The sequence below is a fragment of the Kitasatospora hibisci genome (assembly GCF_043950205.1).
Taxonomy (GTDB): domain Bacteria; phylum Actinomycetota; class Actinomycetes; order Streptomycetales; family Streptomycetaceae; genus Kitasatospora; species Kitasatospora hibisci.
In genome coordinates this window covers 4,141,769-4,165,931 of record NZ_CP171642.1, presented here as the reverse complement: position 1 = coordinate 4,165,931, position 24,163 = coordinate 4,141,769, and the positions used below count along the sequence as shown (strand labels likewise).

Annotated in this window: 19 protein-coding genes and 1 pseudogene; 6 read left to right on the top strand and 14 right to left on the bottom strand. The window is 73.8% G+C overall.

Translation table 11 applies throughout. The features are described 5' to 3' along the window. Positions 1–9: 9 nt before the first annotated feature. A complete protein-coding gene (locus ACF9IK_RS17940) occupies positions 10–1,224 on the bottom strand; it encodes an RNA-guided endonuclease InsQ/TnpB family protein (RefSeq protein WP_395298430.1) in 1,215 nt (404 codons plus the stop codon). A 25-nt stretch (positions 1,225–1,249) separates the two neighbouring features. Between ACF9IK_RS17940 and tnpA the strand changes: the two genes are divergently transcribed. Further along, positions 1,250–1,666: an IS200/IS605 family transposase gene (gene tnpA, locus ACF9IK_RS17935; RefSeq protein WP_395292292.1), complete on the top strand. Its 417-nt coding sequence runs from the start codon at positions 1,250–1,252 to the stop codon at positions 1,664–1,666. Positions 1,667–1,947: 281 nt separating this feature from the next. Continuing rightward, positions 1,948–2,787 (top strand): BRO-N domain-containing protein, encoded by an 840-nt coding sequence (locus ACF9IK_RS17930; protein WP_395295199.1) that lies wholly within the window; start codon positions 1,948–1,950, stop codon positions 2,785–2,787. A 59-nt stretch (positions 2,788–2,846) separates the two neighbouring features. Here ACF9IK_RS17930 and ACF9IK_RS17925 read toward each other — a convergent pair whose 3' ends face one another. The 3 genes from ACF9IK_RS17925 to ACF9IK_RS17915 form a co-directional block, all read right to left on the bottom strand. Next, positions 2,847–4,193: an MFS transporter gene (locus ACF9IK_RS17925; protein WP_395295198.1), complete on the bottom strand. Its 1,347-nt coding sequence runs from the start codon at positions 4,191–4,193 to the stop codon at positions 2,847–2,849. A gap of 71 nt (positions 4,194–4,264) precedes the next feature. Continuing rightward, positions 4,265–5,497, bottom strand: coding sequence for a M64 family metallopeptidase (locus ACF9IK_RS17920; RefSeq protein ID WP_395295197.1), 1,233 nt, complete (start codon positions 5,495–5,497; stop codon positions 4,265–4,267). A gap of 184 nt (positions 5,498–5,681) precedes the next feature. Then, positions 5,682–6,908, bottom strand: a complete 1,227-nt coding sequence (locus tag ACF9IK_RS17915; RefSeq protein WP_395295196.1) for a benzoate/H(+) symporter BenE family transporter — start codon at positions 6,906–6,908, stop codon at positions 5,682–5,684. Between the two features lie 219 nt (positions 6,909–7,127). On the opposite strand from ACF9IK_RS17915, the gene ACF9IK_RS17910 reads away from it, so the two are divergent. Further along, the gene (locus ACF9IK_RS17910) at positions 7,128–8,078 is read left to right on the top strand and encodes a hypothetical protein (protein ID WP_395295195.1); all 951 of its coding nucleotides are present in this window, start codon (positions 7,128–7,130) and stop codon (positions 8,076–8,078) included. 78 nt (positions 8,079–8,156) lie between these two features. On the opposite strand, the gene ACF9IK_RS17905 is transcribed toward ACF9IK_RS17910, so the two are convergent. From ACF9IK_RS17905 to pdhA, 3 genes are read right to left on the bottom strand one after another with little or no spacing between them, the layout of a single operon-like run. Further along, positions 8,157–9,575 (bottom strand): dihydrolipoamide acetyltransferase family protein, encoded by a 1,419-nt coding sequence (locus ACF9IK_RS17905; RefSeq protein ID WP_395295194.1) that lies wholly within the window; start codon positions 9,573–9,575, stop codon positions 8,157–8,159. A 14-nt stretch (positions 9,576–9,589) separates the two neighbouring features. Beyond that, positions 9,590–10,564, bottom strand: coding sequence for an alpha-ketoacid dehydrogenase subunit beta (locus tag ACF9IK_RS17900; protein ID WP_395295193.1), 975 nt, complete (start codon positions 10,562–10,564; stop codon positions 9,590–9,592). Then, positions 10,564–11,718: a pyruvate dehydrogenase (acetyl-transferring) E1 component subunit alpha gene (gene pdhA / locus ACF9IK_RS17895; protein WP_395295192.1), complete on the bottom strand. Its 1,155-nt coding sequence runs from the start codon at positions 11,716–11,718 to the stop codon at positions 10,564–10,566. Before pdhA ends, ACF9IK_RS17900 begins: the two co-directional genes overlap by 1 nt. A 379-nt stretch (positions 11,719–12,097) precedes the next feature. On the opposite strand from pdhA, the gene ACF9IK_RS17890 reads away from it, so the two are divergent. Beyond that, the gene (locus tag ACF9IK_RS17890) at positions 12,098–12,757 is read left to right on the top strand and encodes a response regulator (protein WP_395295191.1); all 660 of its coding nucleotides are present in this window, start codon (positions 12,098–12,100) and stop codon (positions 12,755–12,757) included. A gap of 111 nt (positions 12,758–12,868) precedes the next feature. Beyond that, positions 12,869–13,957, top strand: a complete 1,089-nt coding sequence (locus tag ACF9IK_RS17885) for a phosphotransferase (protein ID WP_395295190.1) — start codon at positions 12,869–12,871, stop codon at positions 13,955–13,957. Between the two features lie 9 nt (positions 13,958–13,966). On the opposite strand, the gene ACF9IK_RS17880 is transcribed toward ACF9IK_RS17885, so the two are convergent. The 5 genes from ACF9IK_RS17880 to ACF9IK_RS17860 form a co-directional block, all read right to left on the bottom strand. After that, positions 13,967–15,745: a protein kinase domain-containing protein gene (locus tag ACF9IK_RS17880; RefSeq protein WP_395295189.1), complete on the bottom strand. Its 1,779-nt coding sequence runs from the start codon at positions 15,743–15,745 to the stop codon at positions 13,967–13,969. A gap of 111 nt (positions 15,746–15,856) precedes the next feature. Next, a complete protein-coding gene (locus ACF9IK_RS17875; protein WP_395295188.1) occupies positions 15,857–17,287 on the bottom strand; it encodes a protein kinase domain-containing protein in 1,431 nt (476 codons plus the stop codon). A 322-nt stretch (positions 17,288–17,609) separates the two neighbouring features. After that, positions 17,610–18,215: a bacterial proteasome activator family protein gene (locus tag ACF9IK_RS17870; RefSeq protein ID WP_395295187.1), complete on the bottom strand. Its 606-nt coding sequence runs from the start codon at positions 18,213–18,215 to the stop codon at positions 17,610–17,612. A 273-nt stretch (positions 18,216–18,488) separates the two neighbouring features. Continuing rightward, positions 18,489–19,022, bottom strand: coding sequence for a hypothetical protein (locus tag ACF9IK_RS17865; protein ID WP_395295186.1), 534 nt, complete (start codon positions 19,020–19,022; stop codon positions 18,489–18,491). Between the two features lie 616 nt (positions 19,023–19,638). After that, entirely contained in the window at positions 19,639–20,616 is a 978-nt protein-coding gene (locus tag ACF9IK_RS17860) for an NAD(P)H-quinone oxidoreductase (protein WP_395295185.1), read from the bottom strand. Positions 20,617–20,826: 210 nt separating this feature from the next. Between ACF9IK_RS17860 and ACF9IK_RS17855 the strand changes: the two genes are divergently transcribed. After that, positions 20,827–21,882, top strand: coding sequence for a potassium channel family protein (locus ACF9IK_RS17855; protein WP_395298609.1), 1,056 nt, complete (start codon positions 20,827–20,829; stop codon positions 21,880–21,882). A 34-nt stretch (positions 21,883–21,916) separates the two neighbouring features. Here ACF9IK_RS17855 and ACF9IK_RS17850 read toward each other — a convergent pair whose 3' ends face one another. Beyond that, positions 21,917–23,122, bottom strand: coding sequence for a molybdopterin molybdotransferase MoeA (locus ACF9IK_RS17850; protein WP_395295184.1), 1,206 nt, complete (start codon positions 23,120–23,122; stop codon positions 21,917–21,919). Further along, a pseudogene (locus ACF9IK_RS17845) lies at positions 23,119–24,112 on the bottom strand (NTP transferase domain-containing protein). Before ACF9IK_RS17845 ends, ACF9IK_RS17850 begins: the two are co-directional and overlap by 4 nt. Between the last annotated feature and the right edge of the window lie 51 nt (positions 24,113–24,163).

The window sequence follows — 24,163 nt, the reverse complement described above, 5'->3', positions numbered from 1 at the left end:
CTCCCCGCCCTAAAGGGCGGGGATTCCTACCACGGTCGTCTGACCGTCTCGGTGGGTTCCTGCTTCTTCGCGCTGTGCGGGGACGGGTCCCCGGCTTACCCGCGCTCGACAGGCTGACACCGCCAGTCCGGCGGCCGTGGCTATGTTGACGGCGGCGTTGACGTCCCGGTCCAGCCAGACGCCGCACGCCTGGCACTGCCAGACGCGGATGTTCAGCGGCTTGGGGCCGTCCTTGACGCCGCAGTGGGAGCACACCTGGGAGGTCGGCTCGAAGCGGCCGATCTTGATCAGGTTCCGGCCGTACTTCGCGGCCTTGTACTCCAGCATGGTGACGAACGCCGACCATCCGGCGTCGTGCACGGACTTGGCGAGCCGTGTGCGGGCGAGTCCCTTGACCGCCAGGTCTTCCACCGCGATTGCTTGGTTCTCGCGAATCAGTCCGGTGGAGACCTGGTGGTGGAACTCGCGCCGGGCGTCGGCCACCCGTGCGTGGTTGCGAGCGACCTTGTGACGGGCCTTCTCGCGGTTCTTGCTGCCCTTGGCCTTACGGGACAGGGCTTGCTGTGCGCGTTTGAGCTTCTTCTCTGCGCGCCGGAGGAACTTCGGGGCGTCGATCTTCCGCCCGTCCGAGAGGACGGCGAAGTGTCCGAGGCCGAGATCGAGACCGGTGACCGGTTCGGTCTCGGGAAGGATCTCGGGGTCCGTCTCGACAACGAAGCCGGCGAAGTACCGGCCTGCGCTGTCCTTGATCACCGTCACCGAGGATGGCACGGACGGCAAGGCGCGGGACCACTTCACCCGCACGTCGCCGATCTTCGGCAGCGATAGGTCGCCGCCCGGTGTGATCTTCCATCGGGCGTTCGCGGTGAAGCGGATCGCCTGCCGGGTGTCCTTGCGGGACTTGAACCGGGGCGGTCCCATCTTCGGGCGCATGCCCTTGAGGCCGTCGAAGAAGTTCCGGTAGGCGGTGTCCAGGTCCCGGAGGGACTGTTGCAGCACCACGGCGGACACCTCGCCGAGCCATGCCCGTTCGGGGGTGTTCTTCGCGGCCGTGAGCTGCTTGGACAGCTCGCCGGACGGGATGAACGGCAGCCCGGCGGCGCGGGCGGTCTCACGTGCCCGGAGGGCATCATTGAAGGCCACCCGTGCACACCCGAACGCCCTGGCCAGCGCGGAACGCTGAGGCCCGTTCGGGTACACGCGGAAGCTGTACCTGAGCTGCACGGTCAGCACCGTACCATTTTGGTTTATGGCTGAGTATCAGAACATCCGCACTGGTCGGCACTGCGCTTTCGCCCTGCATGCGCACTTGGTTTTCGTGACGAAGTACCGTCACAAGGTGTTCGCCGAGCGGCATCTGACCCGGCTCGAAGAGATCATGCGGGACGTGTGCGCCGACTTCGAGGTGGAGTTGGTCGAGTTCAACGGCGAGAACAACCACGTCCACCTGCTGGTGAACTTCCCGCCGAAGGTCGCCCTGTCCAAGCTGGTCAACTCGCTCAAAGGCGTCAGCTCGCGCCGGCTGCGGCAGGAGTACCCCGAGCTGGTCAAGCACTACTGGCGGGCACAGCGTCTGTGGTCCGGTTCGTACTTCGCCGGATCAGTCGGCGGCGCGCCGCTGTCGATAGTCCGGCAGTACATCGAGCAGCAGAACCGTCCGGCTTGACGGTCTGCGGTGGGCACCGTCCACAGTGCGGGAGGGCGCCCACCGCACAGGTCAGAGCAGGGTTCAGAATCGCTTCACCACCGGGCTGAAGCCCGTGCACTGCGATTAGTCCAGGTAGCGCCACGCCGGCCCCGTGTCACCCACCCGGCGTACACACACCACCGCACGCCGGGTGGCACGCTTCGCGCTCCCGTGCGTCAGCTTGGCACCAGCACCTCACCCGTTCGACCTCGTTGTTCCGGGCAAACCGACCGTCACCCGGAAGAAGGAGGGACGTCCCGATGGACGACGAACAGGAACAGCGGGAACGAATGGTGCTGGTGCGGTCCAGCTTCCCGGTCACGGGGCAGCCGATCAGGGTGGTGCTGATCGACGGGAAGCCGTGGTTCGCGACGACCGACGTGTGTGCGGTGCTGGATCGCAGCAATCCGAGCTGGGCCAGCAAGATCGTGACGCCCGAGGACACCAGGACCGTGGACATGCGCTCGGTATGCCTCACTGAAAGTGAGGCATACCGCGTTTCCGCAGGTGGGAATGGACTCGCCCGTGGAAATCCATTCCTGAATCTGGTGAGTGAGGGAGGGCTCTACCTGCTCGTCATGAGGTCGAGGAAGCCCAACGCCCGCCCCTTCCAGGAGTGGGTCACGCAGGATCTCCTCCCCTCCGTCCGCCGTGGGGACACCGACGTCCCCGCCCAGCAGCGGCGGATGGCGGAGACCCTGACCGACGCGATCGGCCGGCAGGTCCGGATCGTCGCGCAGATCGACCACGAGGACTGGCCGGAGGTGACCGTCCGCTCCGACGGGACGGTGCACTGCCGCCACGGCGAGATGGCCTTCCGGATGCCCGGCCGGGAGGAGGACAGCGGGCCGCCGTTCGGCGGCTACTACTCCTGCCCGGCGGTGGAGCGGGTCGGCATCGGGGGCGGCCGCGTGCTCCCGGGCTGTCCGAAGCTGAGGCTGGTGGACCTGATCCGGCTGCGCCGTGCAGCACGGCCGGAACCCGTCGAGGAGCCGGCGCCGCCGCCCGATCGCGGGCTCGTGTACGCGGAGCTGCACGGTGCCCGGATCTACGGATCGCCCCCGCAGATCGCCGAGCTGATGCGCGCGTACGGGGGCTGATCCCCTCGGGTGACCCCCACTTCGGGTGAGGGTCGCACCGTTTCCCCGGGCCGCAAGCCCTACGCCCCGGCTGCGGCGACCTTCTTCCGCAGCCGGAGGATCATCAGCGTGCCGACCGCCATGGGTACGTACTGCCAGCAGAACGCCCAGCGGAAGGCCTCCGCCGAGTAGCCGGCGGCGTCGGCCGGGGTGAGGACGTCGAGGAGGACACCGATCCCGAAGAGGGTCACCATCGTGCCGATGAAGCCGCCCATGTTGACGATGCCGGAGGCGGTGCCGAGGCGCTCGCCCGGGTTGAGGGCGCGGGCGTAGTCGAGACCGACCAGCGAGGCCGGGCCGTTGGTGCCCATCACCAGGATGATCCCGACCACCAGCCAGAGCGGCGGACGGTGGCCGGGCCAGGCCAGGACGACCGCCCAGCCGGCCGCGGTGGCGGCGATCACGGTGAGGACGATCGGCATCCGGGCCCGGGCGGTCCGGGAGAGCAGCCGACCGAAGAGCAGGCCGAAGGACATGTTGGCGAGTACCAGCAGGGTGAGCAGTCCGCCCGCCCCGGCCCGCGACAGACCCTGGGCCTCCACCAGGTAGGGCAGGCCCCAGAGCAGTCCGAAGGCGTTGCCGGGGAACTGGGTGGTGAAGTGCACCCAGAGCCCGAGCCGGGTGCCGGGCTCGCGCCAGGCCTCCCGGACCTGCCGGCCGACGGCGAGCCGGGGCGCGGCGGCGACCGGGGCGACCGGGGCACCCGCCGGGGCCTCCCGGAGGAAGAGCGCGACCAGGGCGAAGACGCCGGCGCCGAGCAGCGCGATCGCGGTGAAGGTCGGCGTCCAGCCCTCGCTGTGCAGCGCCTGGGCGAGCACCACCGTGGTGACCAGGTTGCCGCCCATCCCGGCGAGGCCGGTCAGCTGCGCGACGAGCGGGTTCCTGGCGGCCGGGAACCAGCGCGCGGCGATCCGCAGCACGCTGATGAAGGTCATCGCGTCGCCGCAGCCCAGCACCGCCCGGGAGGCCAGCGCGGGGGCGAAGGCGGCGGAGAAGGCGAAGGCGAGCTGCCCGGCGCTGAGCAGCACGACGCCGAGCAGGAGCACCCGGCGGGGGCCGAAGCGGTCGACCAGCAGGCCGACCGGGATCTGCATGGCCGCGTAGACCAGCACCTGGAGGATCGAGAAGGTGGAGAGCGCGGACGCCCCGATGCCGAAGCGGTCGGCGGCGTCGAGGCCGGCCACGCCGAGGCTGGTCCGGTGGATGACGGCGAGCACGTAGACGCTGGCGCCGATGGCCCAGGCGAGCCAGGCGGCGCAGCCACCGGGCGGTGGGGCGACCGCGGCGGCCCGGGGGGCGGGCTCGGCGGTGGAGCGGGGAGCGGAGGCGGACAGGGGGCGGGCTGAACGGGCGGGCTCCACGGGCATAGTGACCCAAGACTAGTCATCCCATGATTGGACGCCTAGGTCGGGGCCGCACGGGTCGTGCGCGAAGCGCCTCAGCCGGTGACCGTCCAGGAGACCGACCTGGTCATGTAGCGGTCACGGAAGGCCTCGTCCCGGACCCAGTCGGTGGTGTCCCGGACGGTGGCCGTGACGGTGGCGCCGTGCCCGGCGGGGAGATTGAGGTGGGCGGTGTCGAGCCAGCTGCGGTCCGCCGCCTGCGGCTCCACCGGGACGCCGTCCACCGTCCAGTCGACCTTGAGCTGCCGCGCGCCGGCCAGCGGCAGCGGGCGGACCTCCAGGCGGGGCCGGCCCGCCACCTCGCCGGGGGCGGGCACCGGGGCGTCGGTGGGCCGGACCCGGCGGTAGAGCTCCTCGATGATCGCCTCCCGCGACGGCAGGTTGTACGAGCCGCCGAGGGTGCGCATCACCGAGTCCTGGGTGGGCCGGTAGATCCCGTTCGCACTCCGGTAGGCACCGATCGTCCCGCCGCCGTCCGGGGACTCCGCGCCGAGCCAGCGCCACCACTTGTTCTGCTTGCGGCGCATCTCGTCGGCGTTCTCGGTGGAGAGGTTGGGGTAGTCGGCGTCGTCCGGGGCGCTGTCGTACTCGTCGCCGAGGTCGCCCACGGTGTGCCCTATCTCGTGCTGGATGATCCGCCCGGCATCCTGGCTGCCGCCGGCCAGAGTGGTGACGCCGGTGCCGCCCGCGCCGCCGTACTCGGTGGAGTTGGCCAGCGCGATCAGGTACTGCGGACCGTCCCCGTCGCCGGCGAAGCGGGCGGTGGCGGACTCGTCGGCGCAGAGCAGCCGGGCGGTGCCCTCGCACCAGAAGTGCATGCCGAGCGGGGTGTCCGGGTGGCGGCCCCGGCTCTCGGTCTCGGCGATGCCGGAGACCGGGGAGACCACCTCGACCCGCCTTATGTTGAAGAAGCCCTGGTAGCTGCGGAACGGCTCGATCTCCATCAGCGCCCGCCAGGCCCGGTCGGCCTGCTGGCGGAAGAGGTCCTGCTCGTCGGCGGCGTAACCGTCGCCGAGCAGGACCAGGGTGATGCGATTGGCCGGGTCGCCGGTCCGCCTTATGTCGACGGTCGGGGCGGCGCCGCCGGCGCGCAGGTCGGCGCGCTGGGCGGTGTGCGGCGGCACCGCCCGGTCGGCGGGGGCGCCGGGGCCGATCACGCCGAACGGCGAGGGGCCGGCCAGCTCCAGGGCGGCCGGCAGTACGGCGGTGGACACCAGCACGAGCGCGGCCAGACTCCGGACGAGACGGCCAGGGTTGCCAGGCGGCATACGGGTGCGTCCTCGGGGATCCGGTCACCCGGCGTCGCCCGGGTGGTGGACGCGAAGACGTACCCGGCCCGGTGCGCCTCCCCTCCGGTTCGGCGAAAAAGTCACCGACCTGGCCGAACGACAAGAATCACACCGGTCATACCGATGAGCCCGACCACACGGATCGCGCTCACGGACCGTGACCTCAGCCGCCCCGGCGCACCTCCAGCACCAGGTGGGTGGCGAGGCCGAGGAGCAGGCCCCAGAACGCCGAGCCGATGCCGAACAGGCTCATCCCGGAGGCGGCGGCCAGGAAGGTCACCAGCGCGGCGTCCCGGCCGCGCTCCTCGGCGACCGCGGTGGCCAGGCTGCCCTGCAGCGGGGCCAGCAGCGCCACCCCGGCGACCACCGCGATCAGTTCCTTCGGCAGGCCGGTGAACAGGCTCACCAGCACACCGCCGAAGCTGCCGACCAGGAGGTAGAGCACGCCCGCCGACATCCCGGCGACGTAGCGACGGCGCGGGTCCGGATGGCTCTCCGGTCCGGCGCAGATGGCCGCGGTGATCGCCGCGAGGTTGACCCCCGGCGAGCCGAGCGGCGCCAGCAGCACGGAGAGCCCGCCGGTGGCCCCGATCAACAGCCGGTCGTCCGGCCGGTAGCCGAAGGCCCGCATCACCCCGAGGCCGGGGGCGTTCTGCGAGGCCAGCACGACGATGGTGAGCGGCAGCGCCAGGCCGACCATGGCCGGCCCGGAGAAGGCGGGCACCGTCAGCACCGGCCGGGTCGGCCCGCCCTGCCCCAGGTCCAGCGGCAGTCCGACGGTGGCCGCCGTCAGCACACCGCCGACCAGCAGCGCGGCCGGGACGGCGTACCGCGGCACCAGCCGTCTGGCCAGCATGAACGCCGCGAAGCTGCCGAGCACCAGGACGGGCGCACCGTGCACCGCCCCGAAGATCCCGGCGCCGAAGGAGAAGAGGATGCCCGCCAGCATCGCGTTGACGATGCCCGCCGGGATCGCGGCGATCAGCCGGCCGAACAGTCCGGTGACGCCGAAGAGCGCCACCACCACGGCGCTCACCAGGAAGGCGCCGACGGCCTCCCGGTACGGGTACTCACCGAGGCTGGTCACCAGCAGCGCCGCCCCCGGGGTGGACCACGCGGTGATCACCGGCGTCCGGGTCCACCAGCTGAGCAGCAGACAGGTGAGCCCGCTGCCGATCGCCACGGCCCAGATCCAGGACGCGGTGCGGGCCTCGTCCAGCTTCCCGGCGGCGGCCGCGGCGAGCACCACCACCAGCGGCCCGGAGAACGAGACCACGATGCACACCAGCCCGGCCAGCAGCGCCGGGACGGAGGCGTCGCGGCGCAGCGAGCGGCGTTCCCCCGGGTCGGTGCGGCGGCCCTTCGAACGGGTTATCAGCTCCTCTGCCATCCCGGCAGTATCCCGAAGGGACCCCCTCGGCGGGCCGTCCGAAGGAATCTCGAAGAACTTCCGAACCCACCTGCAACCCCCGGCGGGGATGGACGTCTCTACGGATGAAGGCACGGAGAGCGAGACCGGCAGAGCCGGGGGGCGCTTCCGCTCGCAAGGAGCGGGGCCGGTCGTCTTCACCAACACACCGTCAGAACGATGACCCTGGGGAGTCACGTCATGCGCAAGTCCGTTATCAACCGTTTCGCGAAGAACGACCGCGCCTTCTCCGGCCGCCGCGCCCTCGCCACCCTGGCCACCACCGTCGTCCTGGCCGGCGGTGTGCAGCTCCTCGCCACCGACACCGCCTGGGCCTGTGGGGACATCCGCTACGGCACCCCGCCGGCGATCGACTCCGGGCAGGCGAACACGGCGCTCGCTCCCGTCGCGGACTTCCGGGACCCGCTCCCCGCCACCATCAGCGCCGACGGATCGTGGACCGAGTTCGGCGTGGGAATGGTCAACTTCACCGGCGCCGACCTGCCGAACGTCGAGCCGAGCTTCGGTCTGGCGAACGTGGCACGGGGCCTCCCCCTGCGGGCCGCGGACGTCCGGGTCGAGGTCATGACGCACGGCGCGTGGAAGCCGCTCAAGCTCAACCAGGGCTGTACCGGGCTCGGCGCCGACCTGCGCTCGCTCCGGACCGGCCTGGCCGACGGCCGGTCGGCCAACCTGCTGTTCCGGGTCTCCCTCTCGCCGAACGCCCCGCAGGGCCTCAACGAGGTGACCATGGTGACGGACGCCTCCGCGGGCAACGGCGAGCAGGGCCGCTGGGGCTACCGCACCGTCCGGGTCATCCACCCGAAGGCCGCCGCCCCTGCGGCCAAGCCGGCCACCGCCGCCAAGCCGGTTCCCGCCCAGCCGGCCGCTGCCAAGCCGGCCGCTGCCGCCAAGCCCGTGCCGGCCCAGACCGCCGACGGCAAGGCCGTGGCCGCACCGGTGGCTCCCGCCGCGCCAGCCACCGGCGCACCCACCACCGCCGCGCCCGCCACGGCGCCGGCCGGCACCGCCGAGCTGGCCCAGACCGGTGCGGACGCCTCCACCGGCCTCCTCGCCGCCGCCTCCGCCGCCGTCCTGGCCCTGGGCGCCGGCGTCATGATCGCCGTGCGCCGGCTGCGTCCCCAGCGCTGACCGGACCCGGCAACGGAAGGGGCCCTTCCCCCGCACCGCGGTGCGGGGGAAGGGCCCCTCTTCGGTCTCCCGGGCCGGTCAGCCCCAGGTGATGAGGCGCTTCGGGTGCTCCAGCAGCGCGGCCACGTCGGCCAGCACCTTGGAACCCAGCTCCCCGTCCACCAGGCGGTGGTCGAAGGAGAGCGCGAGGGTGGTCACCTGACGCGGGACGACCTTGCCCTTGTGCACCCACGGCAGCTCCCGGACCGCACCGAAGGCGAGGATCGCCGCCTCACCCGGGTTGAGGATCGGGGTGCCGGTGTCGACGCCGAAGACGCCGACGTTGGTGATGGTGATCGTGCCGCCCTGCATGTCGGCCGGCGGGGTCTTGCCCTGGCGGGCGGTGTCGATCAGCTCGCCGAGCGAGACCGCCAGGCCCGAGAGCGTCTTGCCGCCCGCGTCCTTGATGTTCGGGACGATCAAACCGCGCGGGGTGGCCGCGGCGATGCCGAGGTTCACCTGGCCGCGGATGACGATCTCCTGGGCGGCCTCGTCCCAGTGGGCGTTGATCTCCGGGTGGCGCTTGATCGCGACCAGCAGCGCCTTGGCGACCAGCAGCAGCGGGCTGACCCGGACGTCCCGGCCCAGCTCGCCGCTCTCCTTGAGCCGGCGCACGAACTTCATCGTCCGGGTCACGTCGACCTGGACGAACTCGGTGACGTGCGGAGCGGTGAACGCCGAGGCGACCATCGCCTGCGCGGTCGCCTTGCGGACGCCCTTGACCGGCACCCGGACGTCACCGGCACCGGACACCGCGACCGGCACGGCCACCGGCGCCTCGGGGGCGGCCGGGGCCTCCACCGGGGCGGCGGGCGCGGCCACGGCGGCTGCGTGCGCGTGGACGTCCTCGCGGGTGATCACACCGGCCGGGCCGGTCGGGGTGACGGCCCGCAGGTCGACGCCGAGGTCCTTGGCCAGCTTGCGGACCGGCGGCTTCGCCAGCGGCCGCTCACCCGAGGGCTGCTCCGGCACCACCGGTGCGGGGGCCGGAGCGACGGGCGCCACCGGAGCGGCCGGAGCCGGGGTGGCGACCTTGGTGGTGGTCGTGGTGCGCCGGGCCCGGCGCTGGGTGCCGCCGGTGCGCGGGCCGTAGCCCACCAGCACCGCTCGCCGCTCCGGCTCGGCCGGGGCGGCCTCTGCCTCGGCCGGCACGGGGGCGGCTGCGGGTGCGGGCACCGCCGGGGCGGCCGCCCCGGCCTCGCCGGCCACCGCGACCGAGATGATCACGGTACCGACGTCGACCGTCGCGCCCTCCGGGAAGAACAGCTGCTCCACGACCCCGTTGAACGGGATCGGCAGCTCCACGGCGGCCTTGGCGGTCTCCACCTCGCAGACGACCTGCCCGTCGGTGACGGTGTCACCGGGCTTGACGTACCAGCTGAGGATCTCGGCCTCGGTGAGGCCCTCGCCCACGTCGGGCATCTTGAACTCGCGGAGCGAGCGGACTTCGGTGGTCATGGTCGCTCCCCGGTTCAGTACGCGAGCGCGCGGTCGACGGCGTCGAGCACGCGGTCCAGGTCCGGGAGGAAGGCCTCCTCGACCCGGGACGGCGGGTACGGCGCGTAGTAGCCGCCGACCCGCAGGACCGGCGCCTCCAGGTGGTAGAAGCACTTCTCGGTGAGGCGGGCGGCCAGTTCGGCCCCCATGCCCAGGAACACCGGCGCCTCGTGCACCACGATGCCGCGCCCGGTCCGCTTGACCGACTCCTCCAGGGTGGCGAAGTCCACCGGGGACAGCGAGCGGAGGTCCACGACCTCCAGCCGGCGGCCGTCCTCCTCCGCCGCCGCGGCCGCCTCCAGGCAGACCTTGACCATCGGGCCGTAGGCGATCAGCGTGGCGTCGGCGCCGGGGCGGACGATCCGGGCGGCGTGCAGGTCCAGGTCGGCCGCGTCGCCGACCTCGCCCTTGTCCCAGTACCGGCGCTTCGGCTCCAGGAAGATCACCGGGTCGTCCGACTCGATCGCCTGCCGCAGCATCCAGTGCGCGTCGTGCGCGTTGGACGGCGTGACGACCTTCAGGCCGGCCGTGTGGGCGAAGTACGCCTCGTGCGACTCACTGTGGTGCTCCACCGCGCCGATGCCGCCGGCGTACGGGATGCGCACGGTGACCGGCATCTTCACGTGGCCCAGGGCGCGGGCGTGCATCTTCGCCAGCTGGGAGACGATCTGGTCGAACGCGGGGTAGACGAAGCCGTCGAACTGGATCTCCACGACCGGGCGGTAGCCGCGCAGGGCCAGGCCGATCGCGGTGCCGACGATGCCGGACTCGGCCAGCGGGGTGTCGATGACCCGGCCGTCGCCGAAGTCCTTCTGTAGACCGTCGGTGATCCGGAACACGCCGCCGAGCTTGCCGATGTCCTCGCCCATCAGGACGGTCTTCGGGTCGTTCTCCAGCGACTTGCGCAGCGCCTCGTTCAGCGCCTTCGCGATGCTGAGCTGACCGGCCATCAGAGGTTCTCCCCCGCCTCGAAGGAGGCCGCGTACTCCAGGTACTCGGCCCGTTCCTCATCGACCAGCGCGTGCGGCTCCGCGTACACGTGGTCGAAGATCAGGGTCGGGTCCGGGTCCGGCATGCTCCGCACGCCCTCGCGCACCCGCAGCCCCAGCTGCTCGCTCTCGGCGTCGATCGAGGCGAAGAACTCCTCGTCGGCCAGGCCCTCCTTCTCCAGGAGCGCCTTGAGCCGGATGATCGGGTCCTTGGCCTTCCAGGCCTCGGTCTCCTCGGCCAGCCGGTAGCGGGTGGGGTCGTCGGAGGTGGTGTGCGCGCCCATCCGGTAGGTGAACGCCTCGATCAGCACCGGGCCGTTGCCGCTGCGGGCGTGGTCGAGCGCCCAGCGGGTGACGGCCAGGCAGGCCAGCACGTCGTTGCCGTCGACCCGGACGCCCGGGAAGCCGAAGCCGGAGGCCCGCCGGTACAGCGGGATCTTGGTCTGGGTGGTGGTGGGCTCGGAGATCGCCCACTGGTTGTTCTGGCAGAAGAACACGACCGGGGCGTTGTAGACCGAGGCGAAGGTGAAGGCCTCGTTGACGTCGCCCTGGCTGGAGGCGCCGTCGCCGAAGTAGGCGATCACCGCGTCGTCCGCGCCGTCCTTGGACACGCCCATCGCGTAGCCGGTGGCGTGCAGGGTCTGCGCACCGATCACGATCGTGTAGAGGTGGAAGTTCTTCTCGTTCGGGTCCCAGCCGCCGTGGTTCACGCCGCGGAACATGCCGAGCAGGTTCAGCGGGTCCACGTCGCGGCACCAGGCCACGCCGTGCTCGCGGTACGTGGGGAAGGCGTAGTCGCCGGTGCGCATGGCCCGCCCGGACCCGACCTGGGCGGCCTCCTGCCCGAGCAGCGAGGCCCACAGGCCCAGCTCGCCCTGGCGCTGCAGCGCGGTGGCCTCCGCGTCGAACCGGCGCACCAGCACCAGGTCGCGGTAGAGGGCGCGCAGCTCCTCCGGGGTGGTGGTGAGCGGGAAGTCCTTGTGCTCGACCCGCTCCCCTTCCGGGGTGAGCAGCTGTACGAGCTCCGGCTGGGCGTCCGTACCCTTGGCGCGGAGGGTGTCAGGGACGCCGGGGGCCGCCTTCTTGCGAGCCCTCGCCGTGCTTTTGACGGTCACGTTCACTCCTCGGTCTGTCCGGCCGCCCGGGGTCGCCGGTGACCGGTCCGGTCACCGCCTTGCGGGGCGCGCGTGGGTGTGCGCACCGGCTGCGAGGCTGGTGGTGATCCTGTTCCGACGGCGTCCCTCACGAGAACGTTACCCAGCGGCAGCCCTTGGCGCCCTTGCGCTAGGACGTCCTACTTGTTGGGCTCCGACAACTGCGGGTGTGGCGCAGCTCTCAATTCGGTCGCCTTCAGGACACCAGCGCACGTTATCCGGGCGGAGGCTTCCGCGTAAGGGGGTTACCGGCATCGGTTTTGACCGCTCTGGCCGGATAGCGATCCCGGCCCCGTACAGGCGAGAGGTCTTTTGTAGGGTGATATGGGAGGCTTTGCGCGTGACTGATAACGGACATATCAGGGTTTTCCTACTCGACGATCACGAGGTGGTCCGCCGGGGCGTCCACGATCTGCTTTCGGTCGAGGACGACATCGAGGTGGTCGGCGAGGCCGGCACCGCCGCCGAGGCGATCATCAGGATCCCGACCGTCCACCCCGACGTCGCCCTGCTCGACGTCCGGCTGCCGGACGGCAACGGCGTGGAGGTCTGCCGCGAGGTCCGCTCCCGGCTGCCGGAGATCAAGTGCCTGATGCTGACCTCGTTCTCGGACGACGAGGCGCTGTTCGACTCGATCATGGCGGGTGCCTCCGGCTACGTGCTGAAGGCGATCCGCGGCACCGACCTGATCACCGCCGTCCGGGACGTGGCGGCCGGGCGGTCGCTGCTCGACCCGGTCGCCACCAGCCGGGTCCTGGCCCGGCTGCGCGAAGGCGGCGAGAAGGAGGACGAGCGACTGGCCCAGCTGACCAGGCAGGAGCGGCGCATCCTCGACCTGATCGGCGAAGGGATGACCAACCGCCAGATCGGCAACGAACTGCACCTGGCCGAGAAGACCGTGAAGAACTACGTCTCCAGCCTGCTGGCCAAGATGGGCATGGAGCGGCGCACCCAGGCCGCGGCCTTCGTGGCCCGGCACCAGGCCGACCAGCAGCACTGACGCGACGTCGGCCGGAGCACCGGCCGGGACCGCCGCACCGCCGACCCCTTCTACATGCACAGATCTGACGCCTTGTCAAGGACTCTCACCGGCTGGCCCTAACCTCGGGCTGTGACTTTCAGCCAGACCCTCGCCTGCGCACCGGCCCGCCCCGACCTCTCCGCACCCCCGATAGGGACGCTCAGCCCGCCCGTCCCGCACGCCGCTCTCGCCGAGGTCCTGCGCCGCTACCGGGTGGGGCGGCTGCTGACCGCCGAGCCGGTCGCCGAGGGCCTGTTGAACCGCGGCTACCGCGTGACCACCGAGGCCGGCGCGTACTTCCTGAAGTGCTACGTCGACGCCGCCACCGCCAACCGCGGGACGATCTCCGAGCACCACCGCGCGATGGGCGCGCTGCACGCACTCGGACTGCCGGTCTCCCCTCCGCTGGGCTGCGCCGAACGCTCCGGCACGGTGGCCGCGTACGGCGGCCGGCTGTTCGCACTCTTCCCCTGGGTGAATGGCCGACACCGGCACGGTACCGACCTCACCCTGCCGCAGTGCGACGAACTCGGCGCGCTGCTCGGACACCTGCACGGCGCACTCGACGAAGTCTGCGCCCTGGTCACACAACCCACCGGCTACCACAGCGCCGACCCGCTCGACAGCGCGGCGCTCGCCCGCGAACTGCAGCTGCGCGCCCGCGACCACCGCCCGTACGGCGAGCTGGACGCCCTGGTGGAACGGCGTCTCGACGAACGGCTGGACCTGCTGGCCGAACACGCCCACCGCCGGCCGGAGCCGACGGCCGCGCCGCCCACCGGCTGGACGCACGGCGACTTCCACGGGCTCAACCTGCTGCACCAGGACGGCCGGGTCGCGGCCGTCCTGGACTGGGACAAGCTCGGCCCCCAGCCCCGCGCGGAGGAGGCCGTCCGGGCCGCCACGCTGGTCTTCAACGACCGGACCACCGGGGTCCTCGACCTGGTCCGGGTCCGGCACTACTCGCAGGCCTACCGGGCCACCGGGGCCGCCACCGCGGAGCACCTGGCCGCCGCGGTGCACCGGGTCTGGTGGGAACGGCTCAACGACTTCTGGATGCTCCAGTGGCGCTACCAGCGGGCCGACCACCGGGCCGACCCGCTCTACCCCGCCTCGGCGGGTCAGTTGGCCTGGTGGTGCCAGGAGTACGAACAGGTCCTGGACGCCTTCGCCAACTGACCCGGGCGGTCAGCCGCCGAGCCCCGGAATGGTCGGGCTGGCGCCGCCGCCACCGCCGCCGGTCGAGGTCGGCTTCGGCGGCGGCTGGGTCGCCGTCGCCCCGCCGGTGGGCGTGCTGGTCCCGCCGCCCGTCGGGGTGCTGGTCGCACCACCCGTCGGGGTCCCGGACGCCGTCGCCGTCGGCGTCGACGTCCTGGTCCCGGTGGCGGTCGCGGTGGAGGTCGGCGTGTGCTTGCCGGAGGGCACCGTGGGCGCCGGGCTCTGGTTGCCGCCGAAGGTGTTGTCGGTCGGCTGCTGCGGCCGCCGCGTGGCCTGCGTGGTCGGCGCCATGGTCGGGGACGGGCCCGTGGTGGGCGTCCCGGCCTCGGTCGTGGTGGCGGTCGACACCGTCGCACTGGGCGTGGGCCCGTGCTTCGTCCCGCCGTCGCCGCCGTTGCCGCTCAGCGCGAACCCGATGCCGGCCCCGGCCGCGACCAGCACCGCCACGGCGCCGGCCACCCAGCCCCACGGGCCGCGCCGCCGCCCGGAGCCGTTCCCGTCGCCGCCGTCGCCGCCCGAGCCGTCACCAGCCCCGCCGTACGGTCCGCCGGCACCCGGGTAGGGCGTGGCCGAGGTCTGCGGCGTCGAGGACGGCGGGAACGGCATCATCGTCGTCGCCTCGCCGGGGGCACCGGCGCCGAGCACGGCGGTCTCGTCCGTGCCGATCATCGGGGTGGCCCCGCTGTGGCCCTGGCCCGCGGCCGCCAGCCCGGCCGCCGCGGCGCCCGCCGCCCAGGCCCCGCCGGCGCCGTGCATCTCGCGCAGCGCGTGCTGGACGTGGGCGCGGAACTCGTCGGCGTCCTGGAAGCGGTCGTCGGGGTTCTTGGCCAGCGAGCGCAGCACCAGGTGGTCGAGCGCCGCCGGCACCCGCCCGTTGGCCTGCGACGGCGGCACCGGCGGGTCCTGCACGTGCTGGTAGACCACCGAGAGCGGGGTGTCTCCGGTGAACGGCGGGCGCAGCGTCAGCAGCTCGTAGAGCATGCAGCCGGCCGCGTAGAGGTCCGAGCGGTGGTCCACCGGCTTGCCGAGCGCCTGCTCGGGCGAGAGGTACTGCGGGGTGCCCATGACCATGCCGGTCTGGGTCATGGTGCTGGCGGTGCCGGTCAGCGCGCGGGCGATGCCGAAGTCCATCACCTTCACCGCGCCGGTGGTGGTGATGATGACGTTGGCGGGCTTGATGTCCCGGTGCACGATGCCGTGCCGGTGGCTGTAGGCGAGCGCCTCCAGCACCCCGGCGATGATGATCAGCGCCTGGTCGACCGGCGGCGCCTCCTCGTCCACGAGCAGCTCGCGGACGGTGCGGCCCTCGACCAGCTCCATGACGATGTACGGCGTCGACTCGTCGCCGACGTACTCCTCGCCCGTGTCGTAGACCGAGACGATCGAGTGGTGGTTGAGCGCCGCGACGGCGTGCGCCTCGCGCGTGAACCGCAGCCGGGCGATCTCGTCCTGGGCCAGCTCGCCGCGGAGCAGCTTGACCGCGACCGTGCGGCCCAGCCGGATGTCCTGGGCCGCGAGCACCTCGGCCATGCCGCCGCGGCCGAGCCGGTGGGTCAGCCGGTAGCGGCCGTCGCCGACCGTGCCGAGCGGGGCCGCGGTGCCGCGGCCGGGCGTCCGGGGGCCGCCGCCGTACGGCGGGAGCGCGGTGGTGGCACCGTCGCTACCGGTTTCGCCCGCCTTCGGGGGCTCGCCGGCCGGGCCGGCCGTCCAGGCACCCTCGTCGTCGTCCGGCTGATGCGTCTGTGCCATCGCTCCTCGCCCCGGGCCTTCGCTCGGATCGCGGTGCCCTGTCGCTTCGTATCCCCGAACGCTACCGCCTTCGGCCTTCCCCCGTAGCACGCCCGATCCGGGCGGAACGCATCAGAGCAGGCCATTCCGGTCGGTCGGGGTGTCCAGGTACAGGACGGTCGCGGGCCGCTCGGCGCTCCGCGTGGTCTTCGTCGTGGTGCCCTCCTTCTCCGCCTTGGTCACCACGATGGCGATGATGATGATCGCGAGCACGATCACGCCGATGATGATGCCGATGATCACCAGGGCCGTGGAGCAGCCGCCGCTGTTCGACGCCGGGGCCGGCTGGAACGGCGGCGCGGGCATCGGCATCGCCTGCGGCGGCGGGGTGTGCGCCTGCTGCGGGAAGGGCTGCGGCGTCTGGAACGCGGGCGGCGGGGTCTGGAAGGCCGGCGGCGGGGTGTGCGCCTGCTGCGGGAAGGACTGCGGCGTCTGGAACGCGGGCGGCGGGGTCTGGAAGGCCGGCGGCGGGGTCTGGAAGGCGGGCGGGGGCGTCTGGAAGCCCTGCTGTCCCCCTTGCTGATGGAACTGCGGCTGCGGCGGCTGCGGCGCCGCGTGCACCGAGCGCGGGCCGTCGGTGATCACCAGCGGGGTGCTCGCGGCCAGCTGGTTGCCGTTGCCGCCCTTCTCCGCCGCGATCAGCCGCTCGGCCTCGTCGCGCATCGCCGCCGCGCTCGGGAACCGGTGCGCCGGGTCCTTGCGCAGTGCCTGGGCGACGAAGGCGTCCACCGCCGGGTTGACCGCGCGGTTGATCGTGGAGGGCGCGGCCGGCTCCTCCTGCACGTGCTTGTAGGCGATCGAGAACGCCGAGTCGCCGTCGAAGACCAGCTGGCCGGTGAGCATCTCGAAGAGCATCACGCCGACCGAGTAGAGGTCGGAGCGGGCGTCCACCGGCTTGCCGAGCGCCTGCTCGGGCGAGAGGTACTGCGGGGTCCCGACCACCATGCCGGTCTGGGTCATCGACGTGACCCCGCTGTCCAGCGCGCGGGCGATGCCGAAGTCCATGACCTTGACGGTGCCCTTGCGGTCGAACATGACGTTGCCGGGCTTGATGTCGCGGTGGACCAGGCCCTGGTCGTGCGAGGCCTCCAGCGCGTTCAGCACGCCGACGGTGATCCGCAGCGCCTCGGCGGTGGGCACCGCGCCGTACTGCGCGACCGCCTCGTTGATCACGTCGCGCAGGCCCTTGCCGTCGACCAGCTGCATCACGATGAACGGCGTGCTGGAACCGTCGGCGGCGATGTCCTCGCCGCTGTCGTAGACGGTGACGATGTTGGTGTGCTCCAGCCGGGCCACCGACTGGGCCTCGCGGCGGAACCGCTCCTTGAAGGTCTCGTCGCGGCCCAGCTCGGCGTGCATGCTCTTCAGCGCGACCTGGCGGTCCAGCACGTTGTCGTAGGCGAGGTGCACGGAGGCCATGCCGCCCTCGCCGAGCACCCGCTGCAGCACGTACCTGCCGTTGCCCAGGGAGTGGCCCTCGACCGCGTTGCCGTGCTCGCTCATGGTCCTCTGCTCCCCCTCGGCGCGGCCGTGCCGCCGCGACCGTGACGTTCGGTCTCGTCCTGCGTGGTGCGGGCCGGGCCCCCTGGCCTTGCCCGCCCCCGTCGCGGCGCTCGCCCGGCCTGCGACAGGGGCCCAGGGTATCGGCTCGCGGCGACAGTGATCGGCGCAGGGCCGACACTGTGTCCGGGCCGCAACCCGTCACCCGCAGGCGGTGCGGGCGCCGGTCCGCCCGGCGCCCGGTCGTGGCGGTACGTCCCGACTCCGGTGCCGGAGGCCGGGCGGCCGTCCTCCGGGACGTCCCGCCCGGCTCCCCGGGGTGCGGCTAGAGGTACGGGCCCGACCGGATACCGCGGCCCTCGGCGCCGTCGTCGCCCTCGTGGTCACCGCCGTGCAGACCGGGCGGCAGTGCCCGGCGCATCTGTTCCAGCTGCGCTCGCGCCGCCATCTGCTGGGCGAACAGCGCGGTCTGGATTCCGTGGAACAGCCCCTCCAGCCAGCCCACCAGCTGGGCCTGGGCGATCCGCAGTTCGGCCTCGGTGGGGATGGAGTCCTCCGTGAACGGCAGCGACAACCGCTCCAGCTCGGCGACCAGTTCGGGGGCCAGGCCGAGTTCCAGCTCCTTGATGGAGCTGGCGTGGATGTCCTTCAGCCGGGCACGGCTGGCCTCGTCGAGGGGCGCCGCCCGGACCTCCTCCAGGAGCTGCTTGATCATGCTGCCGATCCGCATGACCTTGGCGGGCTGCTCCACCATCTCGGTCACCGGGAGCTCGCGCGGGCCTTCGGCGCCGTCACCCGCCGGCGGGGTGAAACCCTCTCCCACCGGAAGCCCGTCCGGTCCGACGATCAGCACCTTCTGGCCGTCCTGCGGCTGCCCGCCCATGGCCTGGTACATCTCCTGCGACGAGCGCTCGTCCATCGGATTCGTCATGAACCACATTCTCCCTCACTGGGGTTGGTCGGACGGAAGCCCCCGGTTCCGGCGAACCCGCCGTTCGGTCCCCGCCGGCCGCACCGCCCGCCGGCACGCACGACGCTACGCCGCCGGGCGGGCTCCGGGCATCCGTACGGATACTCAGTCCGCGCGGCGGCGCAGCGGGGTTCTCCAGCGGGGTTCCTCCGTGGCGGGCCCGTCCGCCGCGGGGCCCGTCTGCGGCGGGATCCGCACGGGTCGACGTTCCGGCGGGGCGGCCGGTGCGCGGGCTCAGCCCTTGCGCAACCGCAGGCCGATCAGACCGAGGCCGCAGCCGATCAGACCGAGGCCGGCACCGAGCGGCAGCTGCCGGGTCGACGCGTCGACCCAGCGCGCGGGGACGACGAGCGGGACGGCCGCGACGGTCTGCGGGGCGGACTGCCCTGCGGCGAGCGCCGCACCCTCACTCGCGGCGCCGTCCTCGGCCGGCCCGGCCCCGGTGGTGTCCGGCGGGACCGGGTCGGCGCCCAACACCGTCTGCCCGGCCTCGACCGACTGCCCGACCTGCTGCTCGACGGGCCGCTCCACCGGCTCCCCCGGCTGCTGTCCCACGGGCCGCTCGACCGGCCGCTGCGGCACCCGGTCCGGGACCCGGTCGGGGGCCGCCCCGGCGCGCTCGGGCACCGAGGCCGGGCGGTGCCGGCGCCCCGGGCCCCGCTCGGCCCACGGCCCGCCGGCCATCGACCGGGGGCGGCCGGCCTGGTGCGGCGGCGGCGCGGACTGCAGGAGCGGTCCCGGGGTCGGCACCCCGCCCACCGTGGGCACGACGGGCTCCGGCGGCGCGGACGGCCCGGCGGGCGGCGGTTCCGGTGCAGCGGTGGGGGACGACGACCCGCCGGGCGTCGCGGCCCCCGCGGCGGGCGAGCCGGGCCGCACCGGCCCGGCCGCCGGACGGCCCCGGGGAGGGGGGTTCGGCGGAGGACGGCTCGGCGTCCGGCGTCCGGGTCGGCGCGGACGCCCCCGGCCCGACCGGCTGCTCGGCGGGAGCGGCCGGCCCCGCCGCGACCGCCACCGCGGCGGGGGCGAGGGCCAGCGGCACGACCAGACCGAGCACCGCCACCGCCTGCAGCGCCCGCAGTCGGCGAGCGGTCCGGCATCGGGTCCGGCGGCCGGTACGGCTGCGGGACGGGACCACGGCGGGCAGCGGCCCGAGGAACGCGTTCGAAGGTGCGGCCACGATCGAGGTCCTTCCGACGGCCGGCCGCGCATGGGCGCGGTCGGCGGCGGGACAGCTCCCGACCAGCCTCACACGATCCGACGATCCGGGCATTTCGAACGGCTGTGCACCAACCGCCGCCCGCCGGGCGACCCGCCCGGCCGCCGCCCCGGGCGTCCTCCGCAGGGTCGCCCGCCCCGCCCACGACAGGGCCCCGCGCCCGCCCTAGGCGCGCAGCACCACCTTGCCGACCTGCTCGCCGTTCTCCAGCGCGCGGTGCCCTGCGGCGGCGTCCGTCAGCGGCAGCACCCGGTCGATCACCGGCCGGACCACCCCGGACTCGACCAGCGGCCAGACGTGCTCGCGCACCGCCGCCACGATCGCGGCCTTCTCCGCCAGCGGCCGGCCGCGCAGGTTGGTGGCGATCACCGCACCGCGCTTGCGCAGCAGGCTGTTGAGGTCGAGCTCGCCCTTCACCCCGCCCTGCAGACCGATGATCACCAGTCGGCCGTTCACCGCGAGCGCGTCCACGTTCCGCTGCAGGTACTTGGCGCCCATGATGTCCAGGATGACGTCCGCCCCGGCACCGCCGGTGGCCTCCCGGAGCACCTCGACGAAGTCCTGCTCCCGGTAGTCGATCGCGATGTCCGCCCCCAGCTCGGTGCAGCGGGCGAGCTTCTCGGCGCTGCCCGCCGTCACCGCCACCCGGGCACCGACGGCCTTGGCCAGCTGGATCGCCATCGTCCCGATCCCGCTCGCCCCGCCGTGCAGCAGCACCGTCTCCCCGGGCCGCAGGTGGGCGGTGAGGAAGACGTTCGACCAGACCGTCGCGACCACCTCGGGCAGCGCCGCGGCCTGCTCCAGGCTCAGCCCCTTCGGCACCGGCAGCAGCTGCCCGACCGGCACCGCCACCCGCTCCGCGTAGCCGCCGCCGACCAGCAGCGCGCAGACCTCGTCGCCGACCGCCCAGCCGGCCACCCCGGCCCCCAGCGCGGTGATCCGCCCCGAGCACTCCAGCCCCGGGTAGGGCGGGCTGCCGGGCGGCGGGTTGTAGAAGCCCTGCCGCTGCAGCAGGTCGGCCCGGTTGACGGCGGTGGCCGCCACCTCGACCAGGACCTCCCCCTCGCCGGGCACCGGATCCGGCACCTCGGCCCAGACCAGCGCCTCGGGACCGCCGGGTTCAGGAATCGTCATCGCATGCATGCCCCGAAGCTACTCCGCGCCGGCCGGGCGCGGGGTGCGCGCCCCGCGCGGCCCGCCCGCGCACGGCGGCCGGGACCGGTGCACCCGCTCCGCCGACACGCCCGAGCCGCCGACCCGGGACTCCCGGCCCCCGGCACGCAGGCCATCCTTGGGGACGTGACGAACGGTGAGCAGACCTCCCAGACCGGCCGATCCGGCCTCCGACCGCGCCTGCCGGGGCGCCGCGGCGGGCGGGCGGAGAACGACGTCGAGGCCGGCGACCGGGTCGTCCTGCCTGCGCAGCAGCCGCGCCCGCCGCTGCGTCAGGTGTCCGGGCGGCTGCTGATCGCCCTCGGCGTCCTGGTCGTCACCACCGTGCTGGTCTGGCTCGACCGCGACGGCTACAACGACAACGCCGGCGGCGGGGTGAGCTTCCTCGACGCGGCCTACTACGCCACCGTCACACTCTCCACCACCGGGTACGGCGACATCACCCCGTTCAGCGACAGCGCCCGGCTCACCAACATCCTCGTGATCACCCCGCTGCGTGTGCTCTTCCTGATCATCCTGGTCGGCACCACGCTCGAAGTGCTCACCGAACGCACCCGCCGGCAGTGGCGGATCGGACGCTGGAGGTCCGCAGTGAGGGAACACACCGTCGTGATCGGCTACGGCACCAAGGGCCGCAGCGCCGTCGACACCCTGATCGGCCAGGGCGTGCGCCGGGACGAGATCGTGGTGGTCGACCCGCAGCGCAAGGTCGTCGAGCAGGCCACCCTGGACGGGCTGGTCGGCGTGGTCGGCGACGCCACCCGCACCGACACCCTGCTCCGCGCCGAACTCCCCCGCGCCTCGCGGGTGGTGGTCGCCCCGGAGCGCGACGACACGGCCGCGCTGATCACCCTGACCGCCCGCCAGCTCAACCGGGGTGCCACCGTGGTCGCCGCCGTCCGCGAGGACGAGAACGCCCCGCTGCTGCGGCAGAGCGGTGCGGACGTCGTGGTCACCAGCTCCAGTTCGGCGGGCCGGCTGCTCGGCATGTCGATGCTCAGCCCGCACGCCGGCGCGGTGATGGAGGACCTGCTCACCTACGGAACCGGCCTCGACGTCCACGAGCGCCCGGTGACCCGGGCCGAGGCCGGGCACAGCCCGCGCGAGTGCGCCGACCTGGTGGTCGCGGTGGTCCGCGGCCGGCGGGTGCTCAACTACAACGACCCGGAGGCCGCCACCCTCCACCTCACCGACCGGGTGATCACCATCCGTCCGGACGCCCCGCCGGCCGGCTGACCGCCCCCGGCCGTCCCCGGTGAACCACCGGCCGTTACGGGGCCTCCAGCAGTTCGAGCGCCGCCCCCGCCGCCACGCCGCCGGGCGGCACCACGGCCAGCGCGTCCGCCCGGGCCAGCCCGCGCAGCATCGCCGGGCCGTCGAAGGCCAGCGGGACGGCGCCGCGCGCGGTGCGGCGCACCGGGAGCAGCCGGGTGTCCGCGGGGTGGCCGGGCAGGTCGACGGCGGCCGGCGCGAGGTCCGGCTCCTCGGTCACCCGCCCGGCCAGGGCGTGCAACAGCGGCAGCGCCAACGTCACGGTGCCGGCCACGGCGGCCAGCGGGTTGCCGGGCAGGCCCACCAGGTGTCGGTCGCCGGGGAGTTCGGCGAGCAGCATCGGGTGGCCGGGGCGGACGGCGACCCCGTCCACCAGCAACCGGGCGCCGGCCTCGGCGAGGGCCCGGTGCAGGAAGTCCACCGGCCCGGCCGCCGTCCCCCCGGTGCTGACCACCACGTCGGCGGTGGAGTGCCGGACGGCGTCGCGCAGCAGGCCGAAGTCGTCCCGGACCGCGCGCACCCCGGCGATCTCGGCACCGGCCGCCCGCAGCCACGGCGGCAGCAGCGGGCCCAGCGCGTCCCGGACCAGGCCGGGACGCGGCAGCCCGGACTCCAGCAGCTCGTCGCCCAGGACGAGCAGCTCGACCACCGGCCGGCGGCGGACGCCCAGCCGATCGTGGCCGCAGGCGGCGGCCAGGCCCAGCACCGCCGGGCCGACCGGGGTGCCGGCGGGCAGCAGCGCCTCGCCCCGACGGCACTCCTGGGCACGCGGACGGACGTCCTGACCGGTGGTCAGCGGGGCCGGCCCGCGGTCGTGCAGCAGCGCCCCGCTGAGCTCACCGTGCTCGCGGCGGAGCACGGCGGTGGCGCCGGGCGGCAGTTGGGCACCGGTGGCGATCTCGACGGCGGCTCCGTCGTCCAGCGCCGACCCGGCGGGCCGACCGGCCAGCAGCCGGCCGGCCACCCGCCACGGGCCCGGTCCGGCGACCGCCCAGCCGTCCATCGCCGAGGTGTCGAAGGCGGGCAGGTCGGTGAGGGCCGCGAGCGGCTCGGCGAGGGTGTGGCCGAGCGCCTCGGCGAGGTCGACCGGCTGCGGCGGCAGCGGGCGCAGCCCGGCCCGGCGAGCGGTCTCCCGCGCCTGCGGCCAGGCCGACGGCCCGACGGGGGGCGTACCGAGCACGGCGTGCTCCTCGACGGTGCTCACCGCTGTTCCGGCTCGGCCGCCGCAGCGGCCCACCGCTCGGCCAGCTCGGCGGTCCGCCGCGACGCCTCGGCGACGGCCTCCGGGCCGCCGCCGCGCTGCGCGGCGGCGTAGCCGACCAGGAAGGCGGTCAGCGGCGCGGCGGGTCGGTCCACGCCGTGCGCCACCACCCGGGCGAGGTCGAGCAGCCCGCGGACGTCGACCTCCAGGTCGACCCCCAGCTCGGCTCCGACCTCGGCGATCCAGTCATCCAGCGTGCGCTCCATGGGCCCCATGCTGCCCGATCGCCGGTTTCGCCGGGGTGTTTACCCCGTGAGCGGCGCGCGTCGTTTCCCGCACGCGGCACGGCACCCCCCCGTGAGCGGCCGGCCGTACGGGCCGCGGCGGCCCCCGACGGACCCGACGGAACACCTATCCGCGGTCGCGGTCGCGGGCCTGCTCCAGGTCCTCCCAGGTGTCGCAGTCGTAGGTCACGTCGTCGGTGTCGGCCAGCCGCAACGTGCGCAGGCCGCCGGTCAGGCGGCGCAGCGGCAGGCCGGCCGGGTCGCCGAGGGAGGCGAGCACCCGGCGCAGGGCGGCGGTGCGGTAGGCGGCGGCGAGCGGCTGGTCGCGGCCGCCGGCGTCGACCAGCACGACCGCCTCGATCTCCCCGTCCGCCACGGCGAGGGTGCCGGCCAGCCGCCGGACGGTCCGCTCGTCGAGGAACGGCAGGTCCGCGGCGAGCAGCAGCACGACCTCCGCCGTGGACTCGGCGAGGCCGGCCGCGACGGCCGCCACCGGCCCGCCACCGGGCGGGTACTCGCGGGTCCAGCGGACCGCGTCCGCCGCGGTGGGCCGGGCCGGGCCGACCACCACGGTGGTCAGGGCGCCGGCACAGGCGGCGAGCACGCGGTCGAGCAGCGTCCTCTCGCCGACGGTCAGACCGGGTTTGTCCACCCCTCCGAGCCGTCGGGCGGCGCCCCCGGCCGGCACGATCACGTCGTACGGCGTCATGCCGCCAGTATCCGCCCCGTCCCGGGGCGGCCCGGACCCGCCCCGGCGCCG

Bases quoted from the DNA above. Each gene is read 5' to 3' on its own strand.
- tnpA (WP_395292292.1), top strand. From the start codon at position 1,250: ATGGCTGAGTATCAGAACATCCGCACTGGTCGGCACTGCGCTTTCGCC.
- ACF9IK_RS17905 (WP_395295194.1), bottom strand. From the start codon at position 9,575: ATGACCACCGAAGTCCGCTCGCTCCGCGAGTTCAAGATGCCCGACGTG.
- ACF9IK_RS17915 (WP_395295196.1), bottom strand. From the start codon at position 6,908: ATGGCAGAGGAGCTGATAACCCGTTCGAAGGGCCGCCGCACCGACCCG.
- ACF9IK_RS17870 (WP_395295187.1), bottom strand. From the start codon at position 18,215: ATGACGAATCCGATGGACGAGCGCTCGTCGCAGGAGATGTACCAGGCC.
- ACF9IK_RS17910 (WP_395295195.1), top strand. From the start codon at position 7,128: ATGCGCAAGTCCGTTATCAACCGTTTCGCGAAGAACGACCGCGCCTTC.
- ACF9IK_RS17880 (WP_395295189.1), bottom strand. From the start codon at position 15,745: ATGGCACAGACGCATCAGCCGGACGACGACGAGGGTGCCTGGACGGCC.
- ACF9IK_RS17860 (WP_395295185.1), bottom strand. From the start codon at position 20,616: ATGCATGCGATGACGATTCCTGAACCCGGCGGTCCCGAGGCGCTGGTC.
- ACF9IK_RS17925 (WP_395295198.1), bottom strand. From the start codon at position 4,193: ATGCCCGTGGAGCCCGCCCGTTCAGCCCGCCCCCTGTCCGCCTCCGCT.
- ACF9IK_RS17875 (WP_395295188.1), bottom strand. From the start codon at position 17,287: ATGAGCGAGCACGGCAACGCGGTCGAGGGCCACTCCCTGGGCAACGGC.
- ACF9IK_RS17930 (WP_395295199.1), top strand. From the start codon at position 1,948: ATGGACGACGAACAGGAACAGCGGGAACGAATGGTGCTGGTGCGGTCC.
- ACF9IK_RS17920 (WP_395295197.1), bottom strand. From the start codon at position 5,497: ATGCCGCCTGGCAACCCTGGCCGTCTCGTCCGGAGTCTGGCCGCGCTC.
- ACF9IK_RS17900 (WP_395295193.1), bottom strand. From the start codon at position 10,564: ATGGCCGGTCAGCTCAGCATCGCGAAGGCGCTGAACGAGGCGCTGCGC.